The sequence below is a fragment of the Streptomyces sp. NPDC048411 genome (genome assembly GCF_040704695.1).
Taxonomy (GTDB): domain Bacteria; phylum Actinomycetota; class Actinomycetes; order Streptomycetales; family Streptomycetaceae; genus Streptomyces.
The window spans coordinates 119,632-134,408 of the sequence record NZ_JBEZKL010000001.1; the positions used below are offsets into that span (position 1 = coordinate 119,632).

A 14,777-nucleotide genomic window follows, 5' to 3' on the forward strand; every position below is an offset into this window, starting at 1 on the left:
ATGTGTGTCTGATGCTTCGGATGCCGCGCACAGCGCCCGGAGCAGGTTCCTGCAGCCGCCCTGCCGCTGATCTCACAGCCCTGTGCCGATCAGCCGATGTCACTCAGTCGGCGGCGACGGCGGGAACGGGAACCTCGAGAGTTCCGCCGGTCCCGCATCCCTCCATGAGAGACCGTCGCTCGCGGAGTTCCACGATCGCGGCCTCGAAGTCTTCAAGTGTGTCGAACGCCCGGTACACGGACGCGAAGCGCAGGTACGCGACGAGGTCGAGTTCCTGCAAGGGGCCAAGAATGGCCAGACCCACGTCGTGAGTGGTCAGCTCGGCGCTTCCGGTGGCGCGCACCGCCTCCTCGACCCGCTGCCCGAGCTTGGCGAGGGCGTCCTCGGTGACCGGCCGCCCCTGGCACGCCTTGCGCACGCCGGAAATGACCTTGGTGCGACTGAAGGGTTCGGTCACCCCGCTGCGCTTCACCACCATCAGCGAGCAGGTCTCCACCGTGGTGAAACGGCGGGAGCAGTCGGGGCACTGACGGCGCCGACGGATCGACGTGCCGTCGTCGGTGGTGCGACTGTCGACGACCCGGCTGTCGGGGTGCCTGCAGAAGGGGCAGTGCATGGCTCCGAACCCTCCTTCACGGCACGACTGAATAGCCTCTCCAGGCCCTGTTGGGGACCTTCGAAGCAGCCACAAGCATAGGCGATGGCCACGGCCGGATCGACCGGCGACCACAACTTCTGGGCTGCTAGAACAATCCAACCACTAGATCTTGGGTTTGGTTGCGCATTTGGCCCTAGTGCGTGTCACGCATCCCGGGCGGCCCGCAGGCAACGTGCGGCCGCCCACGAGGTTACGGGACACTCCCGGGCGCACGGATCGCGGGGCACTCGACGCCTGACCCGAACGGCCGCCGGAAGACCACCCCGCGTGGCAGCGGCACGGCCGCGAAGGCTACCGTAATGCTCCGAATTGCCGGTCGCGCCGGAACGCCGCAAAGCGACCCGGGCCTGGGCCGGAACACCGTCGGAAACCCACCCAAACCTCGCTCATACACCCAGCAGCGAACAGGGCACAGACTTTTATTCCTTTTTCACTCGAACGTGTGTTTGGCGCAACCTTTCGAAAGCTACTACCGTTGTCCAGCTAGGGAGACCATTCGAGAGGGGCCGACGTGACCACCACCGCAGACAGTGCCACCATCACTGCCCAGGACCGCTCCCAGAGCCGACTCCAGCCGGTGCATGCCATGAATGACTCAGTCACGAACACGGAGGGGCCAGAACCGGCACGACCGGCACGCTCGCTCCCCGGCCGACCTCCAGGTATCCGAGCGGACAGCTCGGGGCTCACGGACCGCCAACGGCGCGTGATCGAGGTCATCCGGGATTCCGTGCAACGCCGGGGATACCCGCCATCGATGCGGGAGATCGGTCAGGCGGTGGGCCTGTCCAGCACGTCCTCCGTCGCCCATCAGCTGATGGCCCTGGAGCGCAAGGGCTTCCTGCGCCGCGACCCGCACCGTCCCCGGGCATACGAGGTCCGTGGTTCGGATCAACCCAGTACGCAGCCGACCGATACGACCGGCAAGCCCGCCGCATCGTACGTACCGCTCGTCGGGCGGATCGCAGCCGGCGGCCCGATCCTCGCCGAGGAATCGGTCGAGGACGTCTTTCCGCTCCCCCGCCAGCTGGTCGGGGACGGCGAGCTGTTCGTTCTGAAGGTCGTCGGCGACTCGATGATCGAGGCGGCGATCTGTGACGGCGACTGGGTCACCGTCCGACGTCAGCCCGTAGCGGAGAACGGCGACATCGTGGCCGCGATGCTGGACGGCGAGGCCACCGTCAAGCGCTTCAAGCGCGAGGACGGCCATGTATGGCTGCTCCCGCACAACTCCGCGTACCAGCCGATCCCCGGCGACGAGGCAACCATTCTCGGCAAGGTCGTGGCGGTGCTGCGGCGGGTGTGAAGAGACACCTGTTCCGACAGGGCCCGGGATCCGCTGCACCGGTCCCGGGCCCTGTCGGTGCGGCTGACGCCGCCGACCGCTCACAGATGAGCAGAAGCCCGGACGGGCTTCCGGATCACCGCCCGTCGGCCTTCGCCGCAGCGTCGATCGCCGCGAGTGAGCGGCGGGCCTGGTTGCGGTCCGTCGTGTACCAGAAGTCGGGAAGCGAGGCCCGGAGATAGCTGCCGTACCGGGCATTGGCCAGCCTCGGATCGAGCACCGCGACCACACCCTTGTCGCCCGTGGCTCTGACCAGACGACCGGCCCCCTGGGCCATCAGTAGTGCGGCATGAGTCGCCGCGACAGCCATGAACCCGTTGCCCCCTGCCTCCTCGACAGCCTTCTGGCGCGCGCTCATCAGCGGGTCGTCGGGACGCGGGAACGGGATCCTGTCCATGATCACCAACTGGCAGCTCGCTCCCGGGACATCGACGCCCTGCCAGAGCGAGAGGGTGCCGAAGAGGCAGGTCTCGGGGTCGGCCGCGAAGTTCTTGATCAGCTCACCCAGCGTCTCCTCGCCCTGCAGCAGGATCGGCTTGTCAAGCCGGCCACGCAGTTCCTCTGCGGCGGCCTGGGCCGCCCTCATGGAGGAGAAAAGCCCGAGGGTGCGCCCGCCGGCGGCCTCCACCAGTTCGGCAAGCTCGTCCAGCATGTCGGTGCGCGAACCCTCCCGGCCGGGCGTGGCCAGGTGCTTGGCGACGTACAGGATGCCCTGCTTCGGGTAATCGAAGGGCGAGCCGACGTCGAGCCCCTTCCACTGCGGGCTGTCGTCGCCCTCGGTGCCCTCGGGAGCCAGGCCCAGGGACGCGCCCACACCGTTGAAGTCTCCGCCGAGCTTGAGCGTGGCGGAGGTCAGGACGACGGAACGGTCCGCAAAGAGCTTCTCGCGCAGGAGGCCGGAGACGGAGAGCGGGGCGACGCGCACGGACGCGCCGAAGCGGTCATGGCGCTCGTACCAGACGACGTCGTACTCGGACCCCTGGGTGATGCGCTCGGCGACGCCGTGGACCGTCTCCACGGAGGCCATCGCCTGCTTGCGGACGGCATCCTCGTCCTGGACGGACTTGTCCCGGGTGGAACCCAGAGCCGTGATCACCGTGCGTGCAGCGTCGCGGAGCGCCATCAGCGCGTAGCCGAGGTCCTCCGGGACCTCTTCCAGGCGGCCGGGGAGCGCCAGCTCCATCACCCGCTCGAAGCCCTCCGCCGCGGTCTGCAGGGCATCGGCGGCCTTCTCGTTGACCAGCTTCGCCGCGCGGCGCACGGCCCGGTTCACCTGCCCGGGGGTGAGTTCTCCGGTGGCCACTCCGGTGACCCTGGACACCAGCTCGTGGGCCTCGTCCACGATCAGCACTTCATGCTGCGGGAGCACCGGGGCCCCCTCGATCGCGTCGATGGCGAGGAGGGCGTGGTTGGTGACGACGACATCGGCGAGCTTGGCGCGCTCACGGGCCATCTCCGCGAAGCATTCCGCGCCGTACGCGCACTTGCTGGCACCCAGGCACTCCCGGGAGGAGACGGAGACCTGCGCCCAGGCCCGGTCGGAGACGCCGGGGGTGAGGTCGTCGCGGTCTCCGGTCTCGGTCTCGTCCGACCAGTCCCGCAGCCGCAGCAGATCCTGGCCGAGCTTGCTCGACGGCGCCGCGGCCTCGAACTGGTCGAAGAGTCCCTCTTCCTCTTCCTGCGGGACACCTTCGTGGAGCCGGTGCAGACAGAGATAGTTCGAGCGCCCCTTGAGCATCGCGAACTGGGGTCTACGGCGCAGCAGCGGATGCAGGGCGTCGACCGTACGCGGAAGGTCGCGCTCCACAAGCTGGCGCTGCAGCGCCAGGGTGGCCGTGGCGACCACGACGCGCTCCCCGTGCGCCAGCGCGGGCACCAGGTAACCGAGAGACTTGCCCGTGCCGGTACCGGCCTGGACCAGCAGATGGGAATTGTCGTCGACAGCCTCGGCAACGGCCTCGGCCATGGAAGCCTGACCAGGCCGTTCCGTACCGCCGACGGCGGTCACGGCGGCGTGCAGGAGCTCGGGGAGGGATGGCTTTGTCATAGCGTGACCAGCCTACGGTGCACCACTGACAACGGGGATCACTCCAGGACTCATGCGGAGGGGTGGAGCGGGTTGGGAACTGTGCCGTGGACGGCGGCGTGGGGGCGCTCGGGCCGGTCGCGGTAGCCGTCGCGATACAGGCGGTTGCGGTTGAGACAGAGGCGTTCGATGCGTGGCGTCAGCATGTCGAACATCTCGAAGCGGTTCTTGAGCTCGGGAAAGCGGGCGTGGTGGCGCAGGATCTCGGCTCGGACGAGTGACCAGAATTCGTCCTCCGGGACAGCCAGCTGCTCCTCGCACAGCCTGGACAGGAATCGGAAGACACCGATGAAGAGCCCTGAGTGGATGAACTGGGTGAGGAAGCCTGGCTCCTCGGTGAGGAGGATGCTGCGTACGTCGTCCGGCATGGTCGCGTGTTCCGGCAGCGGCCGGGCGCTGATGTTCACATCGTCGACGAAGTCCTTGATCGCCAGCCGTACTGGCACATCCTGGCCGTCGAAGACCACGATGGCGTTCTCACCGTGTGGGGAGAAGACCGTGCCGTACTGATAGAGGAAGTGCAGCAACGGCGGGAGCAGTGCGGCGAAGAGCCTGGTCAGCCAGGCGGAGGGGGTCAGACCCGAGCGGGCGACGAGCTCGGCCGTGAAGGCGCGGCCGTGCAGATCCGTGTGGAGCAGCGACGCAAGGGTGCGGGCGCGCTCGCCGGGCGCGAGCCGGGGGTGGAGCGGTTCTCGCCAGATCGCGCCGAGGATTTCCTTGAACTGGTACGGGGTCTCGGGGAGATGGTCATAGAGCGGATGCTCGACGGTTACGGAGGCCACCTCTCCGAGCAGGATGACTCCACAGGTGTCACGCAGAAAGGGATCGCGGTCGCGCAGGCCCTGGACCCAGGTGGTGACGGCGGGTGCCGCGAGGGTGCGCTCGGTCGGGAGACCCCGCCAGACCAGCGTGTTGAGGATCGACAGCGGCAGTTTGACGGTGTGCCGGTCGGGGTGTCCGAGGTTGGCGAAGGTACGGATGGACTGCTGCGGCAACCGTAGGTCTTCGTCGGTGTGCAGCGGAACGATGTCACCGTCGGCGATGGCCGGGGCGAACACCGGAACGATCCATTCGTCCCACTGCCAGGGGTGCACAGGAAGAAAGAGGTAGGAGTCCGGGTCGAGGCCGCGGGCGCGGAGCTCGGCGGTGAATGATGCGCGGACCGAGGCGTCGAGTTCCTGCGCATACAGCTGCTCGGGAGTGGCAAGGCGGGTCACACCTCGGTAGCCGGCGATCCGGGTGCTCACGGCGATCCACGGCAGTCTGACCGGTCTGCGGGCCTCGGGCGTGAAGCGGGAGGCGTCGGCGGCGGAGAATCCGAGACGCCCCTTGTTGGCGACGAGCCACGGATGGCCGGTCTGGTGTCCCTCGAGCTCGGCGTAATCGAGCTCGGCCAGCCGGGCGGCGGTGAACGCGGTGTGGTCCAGCCGGGCGTCGGCGGCGAGTGTGGTGGTGATCTCGCGGATCAGGTGGCCGAGAGTGGCGCCGTCGAGTTCGAGGAGACGGTGGGCGCGGGCAAGGAACTGCAGCGGATCGCGGAACGGGATGGTCCCGGTGCTCTCGTCCTGACCGGTACCCGCGGGCGCGTTCCGGTCGCTGACCCGCATCGAGTCGGTGGCGACGTGCCAGCCGCCGTAGACGCCCCGTCCGGCGCGGAAGTTCAGGGTTTCGCCGTCGTCCAGCGCAAGGGTGTAGGTGTCGCTCCCGGCGGCCCTGGGAACCGGGTCGATGACTTCCTCGTAGGCGAACTCTCCGAGCATTTTTGCGAGCAGGCGGGCGGCAGCCCGTTCCCAGACCGTCCGGTTCAGTTCTGGAGTGCTGAGCAGCGCGGGAGACTCCGCTGATTCATGGCTCGCAGGATTGTTCGGCACGGGGACTCCTCGGGACGGAACCGATGGGCTTCGAGCGGTGTAAGTAATGCAACAGGTCGTTCACAGCTGGGCACGGTGGGCTCGGTCGCGGACCATCAGGGCGGCTCGCTTGTCGGGGAGTTCGACTTCCGCGGAGAACCGGAAGCCGGCGCTCAGGAAGGCGGAGACGGAGGGAGTGTTGCGCAAGTCGGGTTCCGCCACGACGCGTGCGCAGAGAGGACGGTTGTCGAGTACGAGGTCGGAGACGGCCCGGAGCAGGGTGGCACCGACGCCGCGCCCGCGGTTGTTCACACCGCCGATGAGGAGGTGGATTCCGGTGTCATGCGGTCGGGCAGGGTAGTGGCGCGCGAGTGGGTCGAGGTCCGCACGATAGATCTCCCAGTAGCTCATGGGAATGCCGGAGAGCACGCCCAGGCAGGGGACGCTGCGTCCGTCACCGTCGAGTTGCGGACGTAGATGGGTGACGGTGACGGCTTCGTCCCCTGCGAGTCCCCAGAAGGTGGCGACCGCGGGGTCGTTCATCCAACGACTGATCACGGCCAGGTCGCGGTCCAGTCGCACCGGGACGAGTTGGAACACGCCGGCGGTCGTGGTGACCGGTCGCCATGCAGCCGGGTTGTCGAGCAGGTCGGAGGTGCCGGACAGGGCGGTGGCCGGTGTTGATGCCGGTGTGTCTTCCCCGAACAGCGCGAGGAACTCGTCGGAGAGCTTCAGGTCCAGGGTGTCCTCGATGCCCGAACCAGCCTGTGAGGCGGGGCCGGTTCCTGCATCAGCGTGCGCATCGTCGGGAGGCACGGTGACGCTCTCCTCTCAGCGGTTCAGTGGTTCAGGCGGTGGTCATGTTCCTTCAGGCGTACAGGGGGTTGCCGATGGTGACATAGACGGACTGAGTGTCGACGGGGCCGACGAGTTCGTCGAGACCGTGGAGCCGGGTCAGCATGTTGGCCTTGCACCGCAGGTGCGGCTTCTGCAGCAGTTGCGCGGGAAGCGGGGAACCGAGGTCGATGACACCGCCGAGGAACCGACGGAGGCCGGCGATGAGCACTCGTTCATCGGCGAGATGCTCGGCGCCGAAGGCCCCGATCAGACCGAAGATGTTGTTGATGCCCAAGTAGTAGGCGAAGCGCTCGTCGGTGACCGCATCGGAGACGAAGGTGTCGCTGAGGGTTCCGATGCCGGGGAGCCTCTGCTCAAGTGCCTGGCGATGCGACTCACGGAAATAATATCCCTGATTGTCCCGATATCGACCCCCGACGGGCCAGCCAGCGGCGTCGAGCAGCACCAGCGTGTTCTGCTGGTGGGCTTCGAGGGCAACGCCTGCTGTGGCATCGAGCCACAACACGGGGCGCACGACCCGGTCGAGGTAGCGCAGGAACCACTCGGCGGCAACCGCTCCCTTGGATCTGCCGGTGGTGGCAGCGAGGCGGAAGACGATGTCGGCGAGGCGCGATTGCATGCCTGGCCGGTCGGACCGGGGGCGCGGGGAAGTCAGCCCGGCGATGCACACCGCATCGTCGCACGGACCGAAGGGGTTGTGGCGCAGCATGACATCGAGGCCGGGGACGGGTTCGCCACCCGGTGCGTCGACGGCGAGCCAGGCCGGGTCGCGAACGATGTCGAAGCCGGGGTGGACAGCGTGCCACTGCGCAGCGAGTCCACTGCGGAGCAGCCGGTGGACCTCCACGCCCCGGTGGAGTTCCTTGCGGAGATTCTCACGACGGGAGTTGGTGATGCGTACGCCGAGGGAGAGCTTGAGCATGACATCGGCACCGGACTGATGGACGGTACGGACGGAGGATGTGGGGTGCCAGGGCTCGCCGTGCGGTCCCAGGTCATGGAGAAGACCGGCTTCGAGCAGGGCCGCGACGTCCGGACGGCTGCCCAGTTCCCGGGCCTGCCAGGGGTGGAGCGGAAGCGGTGCCGCGTTAGCGGGGAGGTGCAGTCCGTCGGCGTGGGAGGCGACGAGGTCTTCGGCGGGGACGGGGCGGCCTCCGTCCGTCCAGGAGGACTCGGTGGCCAGCAGGGAGCGGTCCACAGCCATCCAGTGCAGCGGGAAAGAGCCGTGCAACTCAGGTGAGTAGAGACGGGATTCGGTCTCGGAGATACCTTCGCGGCTCTTGGGGCTGGGGTGCAGGGGGTGACCCAGCAAAAGGGACTGCTCGGCGGTGAGGAAGAGGTCCGCGTCGGCGGGAGGTGCGGGTGTGCGGCGTCGCTCGGCGATGAAACCTGCTGTACGGCGTACGGAGTCGGCGACCCTGGCCACCATGTCGGCACCTTCGTTGCGGTCTGCCTCTCGGCCCAGGAGGGCGGCGACGGTGACGGCATCGGTGGTCGGCGCCTCGTCGGGTGCGTGCTCCAGGTTGGGCGGGCCGAAGCGGTGCCATCCCGTGGCGGACCAATAGAGGACAGGGACGAGCAGGGCGGTGCCGCTGGCGGGAAGCGGGATGCGGAGAGCGTTCCCGTCGGGTCGGGGCAGATCGTTCTCGCGGACCCAGCAGCGCAGCAGGTTCTCGACGCCTGATGCGTCTGCGGCCCGGAGCGGGTCCGGGTGGTCGAGAGGATCGGCCGTTCCTGCGCCGGCAGGGGGTGCCTGCGGACTGCACCGCTCGCCATGGAGGGATGCCATCTGGCGCGGCACCGTCGTCTGCTCGGCTGCCGCTCGGCCGACGAGGACGGACTGGCCTCGTTGCTGGCCGACGGGAGCACCGTCGGCCTCGGGCGCGGGCGCGGGGGTGGGGTTCACGGCGGTCTTCCTTGTGAGGGTGTCCGGGGTCAGTGGGGCGACCCGGTCGTGATTCGGCGATGCGGCGAGCGTTCAGCGGCTGCCAGGGCGTCGGCGAGGCGGTCGACGACCGCCGTTGCCTGTTCGTCGGTGAGTGTGAGGGGAGGGAGCAGGCGTACGACGGTGGAGTGGCGTCCGCCGAGTTCGACGATGAGGCCGCGTCGGAGGCATTCCTGCTGGACAGCGGCGGCGAGGACCGGATCGGGCGATGCCTCGGTGGCGCCTCCGGTGCCGCCGGTGAGCGGGGCGGACTCAGGGTCGACGAGTTCGACCCCGATCATCAGCCCCCGCCCGCGGACGTCTCCGACGCACGGGTGGTCGGTGGCCAGCGTGCGGAGGCGGGCGAGCATACGGGCGCCGAGCGACGCGGCGTGCTCGGCAAGCCGGTTCTCACGCACGTAGGCAAGGGTGGCCGTGCCGGCGGCCATCGCGAGTTGGTTGCCGCGGAATGTGCCGGCGTGGGCGCCCGGTTGCCAGGTGTCCAGCTCGGAGCGGTAAATGATCACTGCAAGCGGGAGGGAACCACCGATGGCCTTCGAGAGCACCATCACATCAGGGGTGATCCCGCTGTGCTCGACTGCCCAGAAAGCACCGGTCCGGCCGACGCCGGTCTGGACCTCGTCGGCGATCAGGGGAATGGATCGGGACGCGGTGATCTCACGCATCCGGCGCATCCAGCCGTCGGGGGCGGGGTTCACACCGCCCTCCCCCTGCACCGGTTCGAGGATCATTCCGGCCGGCGCGGGTGCTCCGCTCTTGGGATCGTCCAGCAAGCTCTCGGTCCACCGGGCGGCGATGTCGGCGCCGCGTTCGCCACCGATGCCGAACGGGCACCGGTACTGCAGCGGGAAGGGAAGTCGGGTCACGCGGACGTCTTCGGCTCCACCCGAGGCCGCAAGGGCTCCCGCCGTCATCCCGTGGTAGGCGCCGGTGAAGGCCAGGAGTCCGCTGCGTCCGGTCGCGGCACGGACCAGCTTGAAGGCCGCCTCGACGGCGTCCGTGCCGGCCGGTCCGCAGAACTGGATGCGGGCGTTGTCGGCGAACTGCCCTGGCAGCGTGGCGAACAGTTCCGTGGTGAACGCGTCCTTGACCGGGGTCGCGAGGTCGAGAACGTGGAGGGGCGCACCCGAGTCGATGACCTTCTTGATCGCCTCCAGAACCACCGGATGGTTGTGTCCGAGCGCCAGCGTGCCGGCTCCGGAGAGACAGTCGAGATAGCGCCGTCCGTCCGCACCTTCGATGGTCAGCCCGCGCGCCCGCACCGGCACGATCGGCAGTGACCGCGCATAGGTGCGAGCGGCCGATTCGCGCAGCGACTGGCGGCGCAGGATTCCCTCGTGCACCGCGGGCGGTGCCAGCGGAGCTGGTTCGGTCACGGCCACGGCTTCTGGTCCTCCCGCTGTAACAGTTGCGTTGCACGTCAGTACGTTTCCGCAAGGACGGACCGCGGCGATGAATGCCGCCCGTAAGTCCCTCGTACGTACCAACGACGCCGGGCGCAGGGGATCACGGGTCATCGGAAGATCCTTGCGGACACGGAACCGTGGACCTGCTGCGTACCGTCACCACCGGCACCGGCATAGTGGGGGCCGTGCCGACACTCCGGGCACCATCACCGGAGCGTGCGGCACGTTCGGAAAAATGCCCAAATGCACTACAGAAGCGTTGAGTTACGAAGTCTCAGGGGGATCACCGCATGCGACCGATTCGACCAGTTCTCACCGCACGTCCGGGGAGGAGCCCACGCCGCACGCCGTCGTCCGTGCTCGCGGTGGCCGCGGTCACCGCCGTTCTCGCGCTCACGGCCACCGCCTGCGGGCCGAGCGAGGACGGTGCGAATGCCGAGCCGAGCAAATCCGCCGGGCTGACCTCGGACAACAAGATCACTATTCCGGATGATCTGCGGGACCGGCTCAAGGAACACGGAGTCGACCTCGACAAGTGGAAGAACGGCGAGTGGAAGAACTGGGACAAGGACAAGTGGCTGCGTGAGGCCAAGGACTTCATCAACCCGATCATCGAGGGCCTCTGGGACCCGGACCGTATGCGGGATGCCGACAAGGCGCCCGAGCAGCCGGTCGACAACGACATCTCGGGTGACAAGGGTGTGACGGACCCGACGCCCGCGCCGGTCCGGGCCGCGAATGTGCAGTCGCCGTACCACGGCAATGCCGCAGAGTCGGGGAAGCTCTTCTTCGACGGCCCCGAGGGGTCCATGGTCTGCTCCGCAACCGTAGTGAAGGACCCGGCCAATCCCGGAAAGTCCAACATGGTGTGGACCGCCGGGCATTGTGTGCACGCGGGCAAGAAGGGCGGCTGGTACCGCAACATCGCCTTCGTGCCGTCGTACAACAACAGCGGCCTTTCGCTCGCCGAGCTGAAGAACGCGCCCAAGGAGAAGATCGCTCCCTATGGCCTGTGGTGGGGGCAGTGGGCACAGACGTCCGACCAGTGGATCGCCGACGGCGGCCCCACCGGTGGCCAGGGAGCCCCGTACGACTTCGCGGTCCTGCATGTGGCCCCGGAGAAGGGATCGACCGGGAAGTCCCTTGAGGAGACGGTCGGTTCGGCCCTGCCTGTCGAGTTCAACGCCCCGGCGGTGCCGAAGATCGACAGCATGACGGCAACCGGCTTCCCGGCAGCTCCGCCGTACGACGGCCAGAAGATGCTGCAGTGCGAGGACAAGCCGGGCCGCCTCTCGCTCACCGAGGCAGACCCGACGATGTACCGCATCGGGTGCTCCATGACCGGCGGCTCCTCCGGCGGCGGCTGGGTCACGGCGGGCCAGGACGGCAAGCCCGCACTGGTGTCGAACACGTCCATCGGCCCGGTGACGGCCGGCTGGCTGGCAGGTCCGCGCCTCGGCAAGGAGGCCAAGGGCGTCTACAACGCGGTCAGCAAGAAGTACGCGGGACAGTAACGCAAACGAACTATGGTCGGCAGCCTTGCCGGTGACGGGTGCTCAGGGGGCCATCGGCGCGACAGTAGTCCGTCGGGGCCCCCTTATGCGCCGGCGCCTCGATGGCGGAGCGCATGCGCCGGACCGTCATAGGGTGGGCCCGCATCTCGGGATGGCCACTGATCCCGGCACCTGCATGACGCGTTCATGGCATTTTCTGAGTATTCAGGGGGAAGTTTTCCATGCGATCCATACGACCACTGCTCGTCGCGACCGGCCTCGTCGCCGCTCTCTCGCTGACGGCCACAGCATGTGGTCCGAGCGAGGACAAGGCGGACGGTAAGCCCGCCGCCGAATCCGCCGGTGGCAACGACACCGGCGGCGGCATATCCGCCGATCTGGCCGAGACGCTCAAGAAGCACGGCGTCGACCCGGAGAAGTGGAGGAACGGCGAGTGGAAGAACTGGGACAAGGACAAGTGGCTGCGTGAGGCCAAGGACTTCGTCAACCCGGTGATCGACGGGCTGTGGAAGCCCGAGCGGATGAAGTCCGCCAAGGACCCGGCGAAGACAACGGCGGCCAGTGACTTCTCCGGCGACCAGGGCGTCACGGACCCGGAGCCCGCGCCGGTCAAGGCAGAGCCCGAGGAACTGCCGTACCACGAGCACGCCGCCCCGGTCGGCAAGGTGTTCTTCGACTCCCCCGAGGGGTCCATGGTCTGCTCGGGCACGGTCGTCAAGGACCCGAAGAACCCGGGCAGGTCCAACCTGGTGTGGACGGCCGGACACTGTGTCCACGCCGGTTCGAAGGGCGGCTGGTACCGCAACATCGTCTTCGTGCCCGCCTACAACGACAAGGGCAAGTCCGCCGCCGCGCTGGAGAACGCCCGGCCCGAGGAGATCGCCCCGTACGGCGCGTTCTGGGCCGACTGGGTCACGACCTCCGGTGAGTGGATCACCCATGGCGGCCCCACCGGTGGCGAGGGCGCTCCGTACGACTACTCCGTGCTGCACGTGAAACCGCAGAACGGCACCAAGTCGCTTGAGGAGACCGTGGGCAACGCCCTGCCCGTCAACTTCGACGCCCCCGAGATCTCGCAGATCAGCGCCATGGGCGCCTGGGGCTACCCCGCCGCCGCCCCGTACGACGGTCTGATCATGCACAAGTGCATCGACCGTCCCGGCCGGCTCTCCATCAGCCCCGGCACCCCGACGATGTACCGCATCGGCTGCACCATGACCGGCGGTTCCTCCGGTGGCGGCTGGTTCAGTGAGGGCTCCGACGGCAAGCTGGCGCTGGTCTCCAACACCTCCATCGGCCCGGTGACTTCGGGCTGGCTCGCAGGACCCCATCTGGGCCAGGGCGCGCAGGAGATCTTCACCATGATGAGCGACAAGTTCGTCGGCCAGTAGTCACGGTCCGGTTCACGCCCGAAGGCCCGCTCCCTCACAAGGGAGCGGGCCTTCGGTCTGTACTGTGTCCTGCTGTCAGTGCGCCACAGGCACGAACGGCGCGAGTTCCGCGGCCAGTTCCTCGTGCACCCGCGCCTTGAGGAGAGTGCCCTCCGAGGTGTGTTCCTCGGAGATCACTTCGCCGTCGGCGTGCGCCCGGGAGATGAGCCCGCCGTGCGTGTACGGGACGAGTGCCTCGATCTCGACCGAAGGCCGGGGCAGTTCGGCATCGATGAGCGCGAGCAGCTCGTCGATTCCGGCCCCGGTCCGCGCCGAGACGGCAATGGCGTACTTCTCGTTCCGCAGCAGACGCTGGAGGACCAGCGGGTCGGTCGCATCCGCCTTGTTGATCACCACGACCTCGGGCACGTCCAGCGCACCCACTTCGCGGATCACTTCGCGCACCGCGGCGAGCTGCTCCTCGGGAACCGGATGCGAGCCGTCCACGACGTGCAGGATCAGGTCGGACTCGCCGACCTCCTCCATGGTGGAGCGGAACGCCTCGACGAGGTGGTGCGGCAGATGCCGAACGAACCCGACGGTGTCGGCCAGGGTGTAGATCCGGCCGCTCGGCGTCTCGGCCCGGCGCACGGTCGGGTCGAGCGTGGCGAAGAGTGCGTTCTCCACCAGGACGCCCGCCCCGGTCAGCCGGTTGAGCAGCGACGACTTGCCTGCGTTGGTGTAACCGGCGATGGCGACCGAGGGCACCTTGTTGCGCTTGCGCTCCTGCCGCTTGATCTCGCGGCCGGTCTTCATCTCCGCGATCTCCCGGCGCATCTTCGCCATCTTCTCGCGGATCCGGCGCCGGTCCGTTTCGATCTTGGTCTCACCGGGACCACGGGTGGCCATGCCGCCACCGCCGCTGGAACCGCCGCCGCCCATCTGACGGGAGAGCGACTGTCCCCAACCGCGCAGGCGCGGCAGCATGTACTGCATCTGTGCCAGCGAGACCTGTGCCTTGCCCTCTCGGGACTTGGCGTGCTGGGCGAAGATGTCGAGGATCAGGGCGGTCCTGTCGACCACCTTGACCTTGACGACGTCTTCCAGATGGATCAGCTGGCCGGGGCTGAGCTCACCGTCGCAGACGACGGTGTCGGCTCCTGATTCGAGGACGATGTCACGCAGCTCCAGCGCCTTGCCCGAGCCGATGTAGGTGGCCGGGTCGGGCTTGTCGCGCCGCTGGAAGACGGCATCCAGCACCTGAGCACCCGCCGTCTCGGCCAGCGCCGCCAGCTCCGCGAGGGAGTTCTCGGCGTCCTGCACGGTCCCCGAGGTCCAGACGCCGACCAGCACCACACGCTCCAGGCGCAGCTGTCGGTACTCGACCTCGGTGACGTCCTCAAGCTCTGTGGAGAGGCCCGCCACACGCCGCAGTGCCGCGCGCTCGGAGCGGTCGAACTGCTCGCCGTCCCGCTCGCCGTCGATCTCGTGGCTCCAGGCGACGTCCTCTTCCATCAGGGCGTTGGCCCGAAGGCTTTCGGTGAGGCTCTCGGTGACGTTCTCCGTGGCACTCTGCGCATTCTGCGCGTCCTGTGGAAGGGAAGAAGAGGAGGTCATTGGATCCTTACGTCGATGGAAGTCCGTTACGTCAGTCACAACGCGTGACCTGTCCGGATGATTCCCGCTCGGGAGAATCTCCGGTCCGGCTGCCGCGGCGACCCGTCGATAGTGGCACGGCCCGGATG

General features: G+C 68.1%; 10 protein-coding genes. 3 read left to right on the forward strand and 7 right to left on the reverse strand.

Annotated elements, in window-relative coordinates; all coding sequences use genetic code 11:
- Positions 1-103: 103 nt before the first annotated feature.
- The gene (nrdR, locus tag AB0915_RS00520) at positions 104-616 is read right to left on the reverse strand and encodes a transcriptional regulator NrdR (RefSeq protein ID WP_366688960.1); all 513 of its coding nucleotides are present in this window, start codon (positions 614-616) and stop codon (positions 104-106) included.
- 553 nt (positions 617-1,169) lie between these two features.
- On the opposite strand from nrdR, the gene lexA reads away from it, so the two are divergent.
- The gene (gene lexA / locus AB0915_RS00525; protein ID WP_266980763.1) at positions 1,170-1,964 is read left to right on the forward strand and encodes a transcriptional repressor LexA; all 795 of its coding nucleotides are present in this window, start codon (positions 1,170-1,172) and stop codon (positions 1,962-1,964) included.
- 115 nt (positions 1,965-2,079) lie between these two features.
- Here the strand turns inward: lexA and AB0915_RS00530 are convergent, their stop codons facing one another.
- The 5 genes from AB0915_RS00530 to AB0915_RS00550 are packed head-to-tail and all read right to left on the reverse strand — an operon-like array spanning position 2,080 to position 10,124.
- Positions 2,080-4,050: an ATP-dependent DNA helicase gene (locus AB0915_RS00530; RefSeq protein ID WP_366688961.1), complete on the reverse strand. Its 1,971-nt coding sequence runs from the start codon at positions 4,048-4,050 to the stop codon at positions 2,080-2,082.
- A 50-nt stretch (positions 4,051-4,100) separates the two neighbouring features.
- Positions 4,101-5,960 (reverse strand): IucA/IucC family siderophore biosynthesis protein, encoded by a 1,860-nt coding sequence (locus AB0915_RS00535; protein ID WP_366688962.1) that lies wholly within the window; start codon positions 5,958-5,960, stop codon positions 4,101-4,103.
- 60 nt (positions 5,961-6,020) lie between these two features.
- Positions 6,021-6,755, reverse strand: a complete 735-nt coding sequence (locus tag AB0915_RS00540) for a GNAT family N-acetyltransferase (protein WP_366688963.1) — start codon at positions 6,753-6,755, stop codon at positions 6,021-6,023.
- Positions 6,756-6,807: 52 nt separating this feature from the next.
- Complete coding sequence (locus AB0915_RS00545) at positions 6,808-8,703, reverse strand: IucA/IucC family protein (protein ID WP_366688964.1); 1,896 nt, start codon at positions 8,701-8,703, stop codon at positions 6,808-6,810.
- Between the two features lie 29 nt (positions 8,704-8,732).
- A complete protein-coding gene (locus AB0915_RS00550; protein WP_366688965.1) occupies positions 8,733-10,124 on the reverse strand; it encodes a diaminobutyrate--2-oxoglutarate transaminase family protein in 1,392 nt (463 codons plus the stop codon).
- 314 nt (positions 10,125-10,438) lie between these two features.
- On the opposite strand from AB0915_RS00550, the gene AB0915_RS00555 reads away from it, so the two are divergent.
- On the forward strand, positions 10,439-11,662 hold the full coding sequence (locus AB0915_RS00555) for a hypothetical protein (protein WP_366688966.1): 1,224 nt from the start codon (positions 10,439-10,441) through the stop codon (positions 11,660-11,662).
- Positions 11,663-11,883: 221 nt separating this feature from the next.
- Positions 11,884-13,053 carry a hypothetical protein gene (locus AB0915_RS00560; RefSeq protein WP_366688967.1) on the forward strand — a complete coding sequence of 390 codons (1,170 nt, stop codon included), beginning with the start codon at positions 11,884-11,886 and terminating at the stop codon, positions 13,051-13,053.
- A 75-nt stretch (positions 13,054-13,128) separates the two neighbouring features.
- Here the strand turns inward: AB0915_RS00560 and hflX are convergent, their stop codons facing one another.
- Complete coding sequence (gene hflX, locus AB0915_RS00565) at positions 13,129-14,649, reverse strand: GTPase HflX (protein WP_366688968.1); 1,521 nt, start codon at positions 14,647-14,649, stop codon at positions 13,129-13,131.
- Positions 14,650-14,777: the final 128 nt, after the last annotated feature.

Coding starts and splice junctions, on each gene's coding strand:
- AB0915_RS00530 (WP_366688961.1), bottom strand. CDS start 4,050: ATGACAAAGCCATCCCTCCCCGAGCTCCTGCACGCCGCCGTGACCGCC.
- nrdR (WP_366688960.1), bottom strand. CDS start 616: ATGCACTGCCCCTTCTGCAGGCACCCCGACAGCCGGGTCGTCGACAGT.
- hflX (WP_366688968.1), bottom strand. CDS start 14,649: ATGACCTCCTCTTCTTCCCTTCCACAGGACGCGCAGAATGCGCAGAGT.
- AB0915_RS00555 (WP_366688966.1), top strand. CDS start 10,439: ATGCGACCGATTCGACCAGTTCTCACCGCACGTCCGGGGAGGAGCCCA.
- AB0915_RS00560 (WP_366688967.1), top strand. CDS start 11,884: ATGCGATCCATACGACCACTGCTCGTCGCGACCGGCCTCGTCGCCGCT.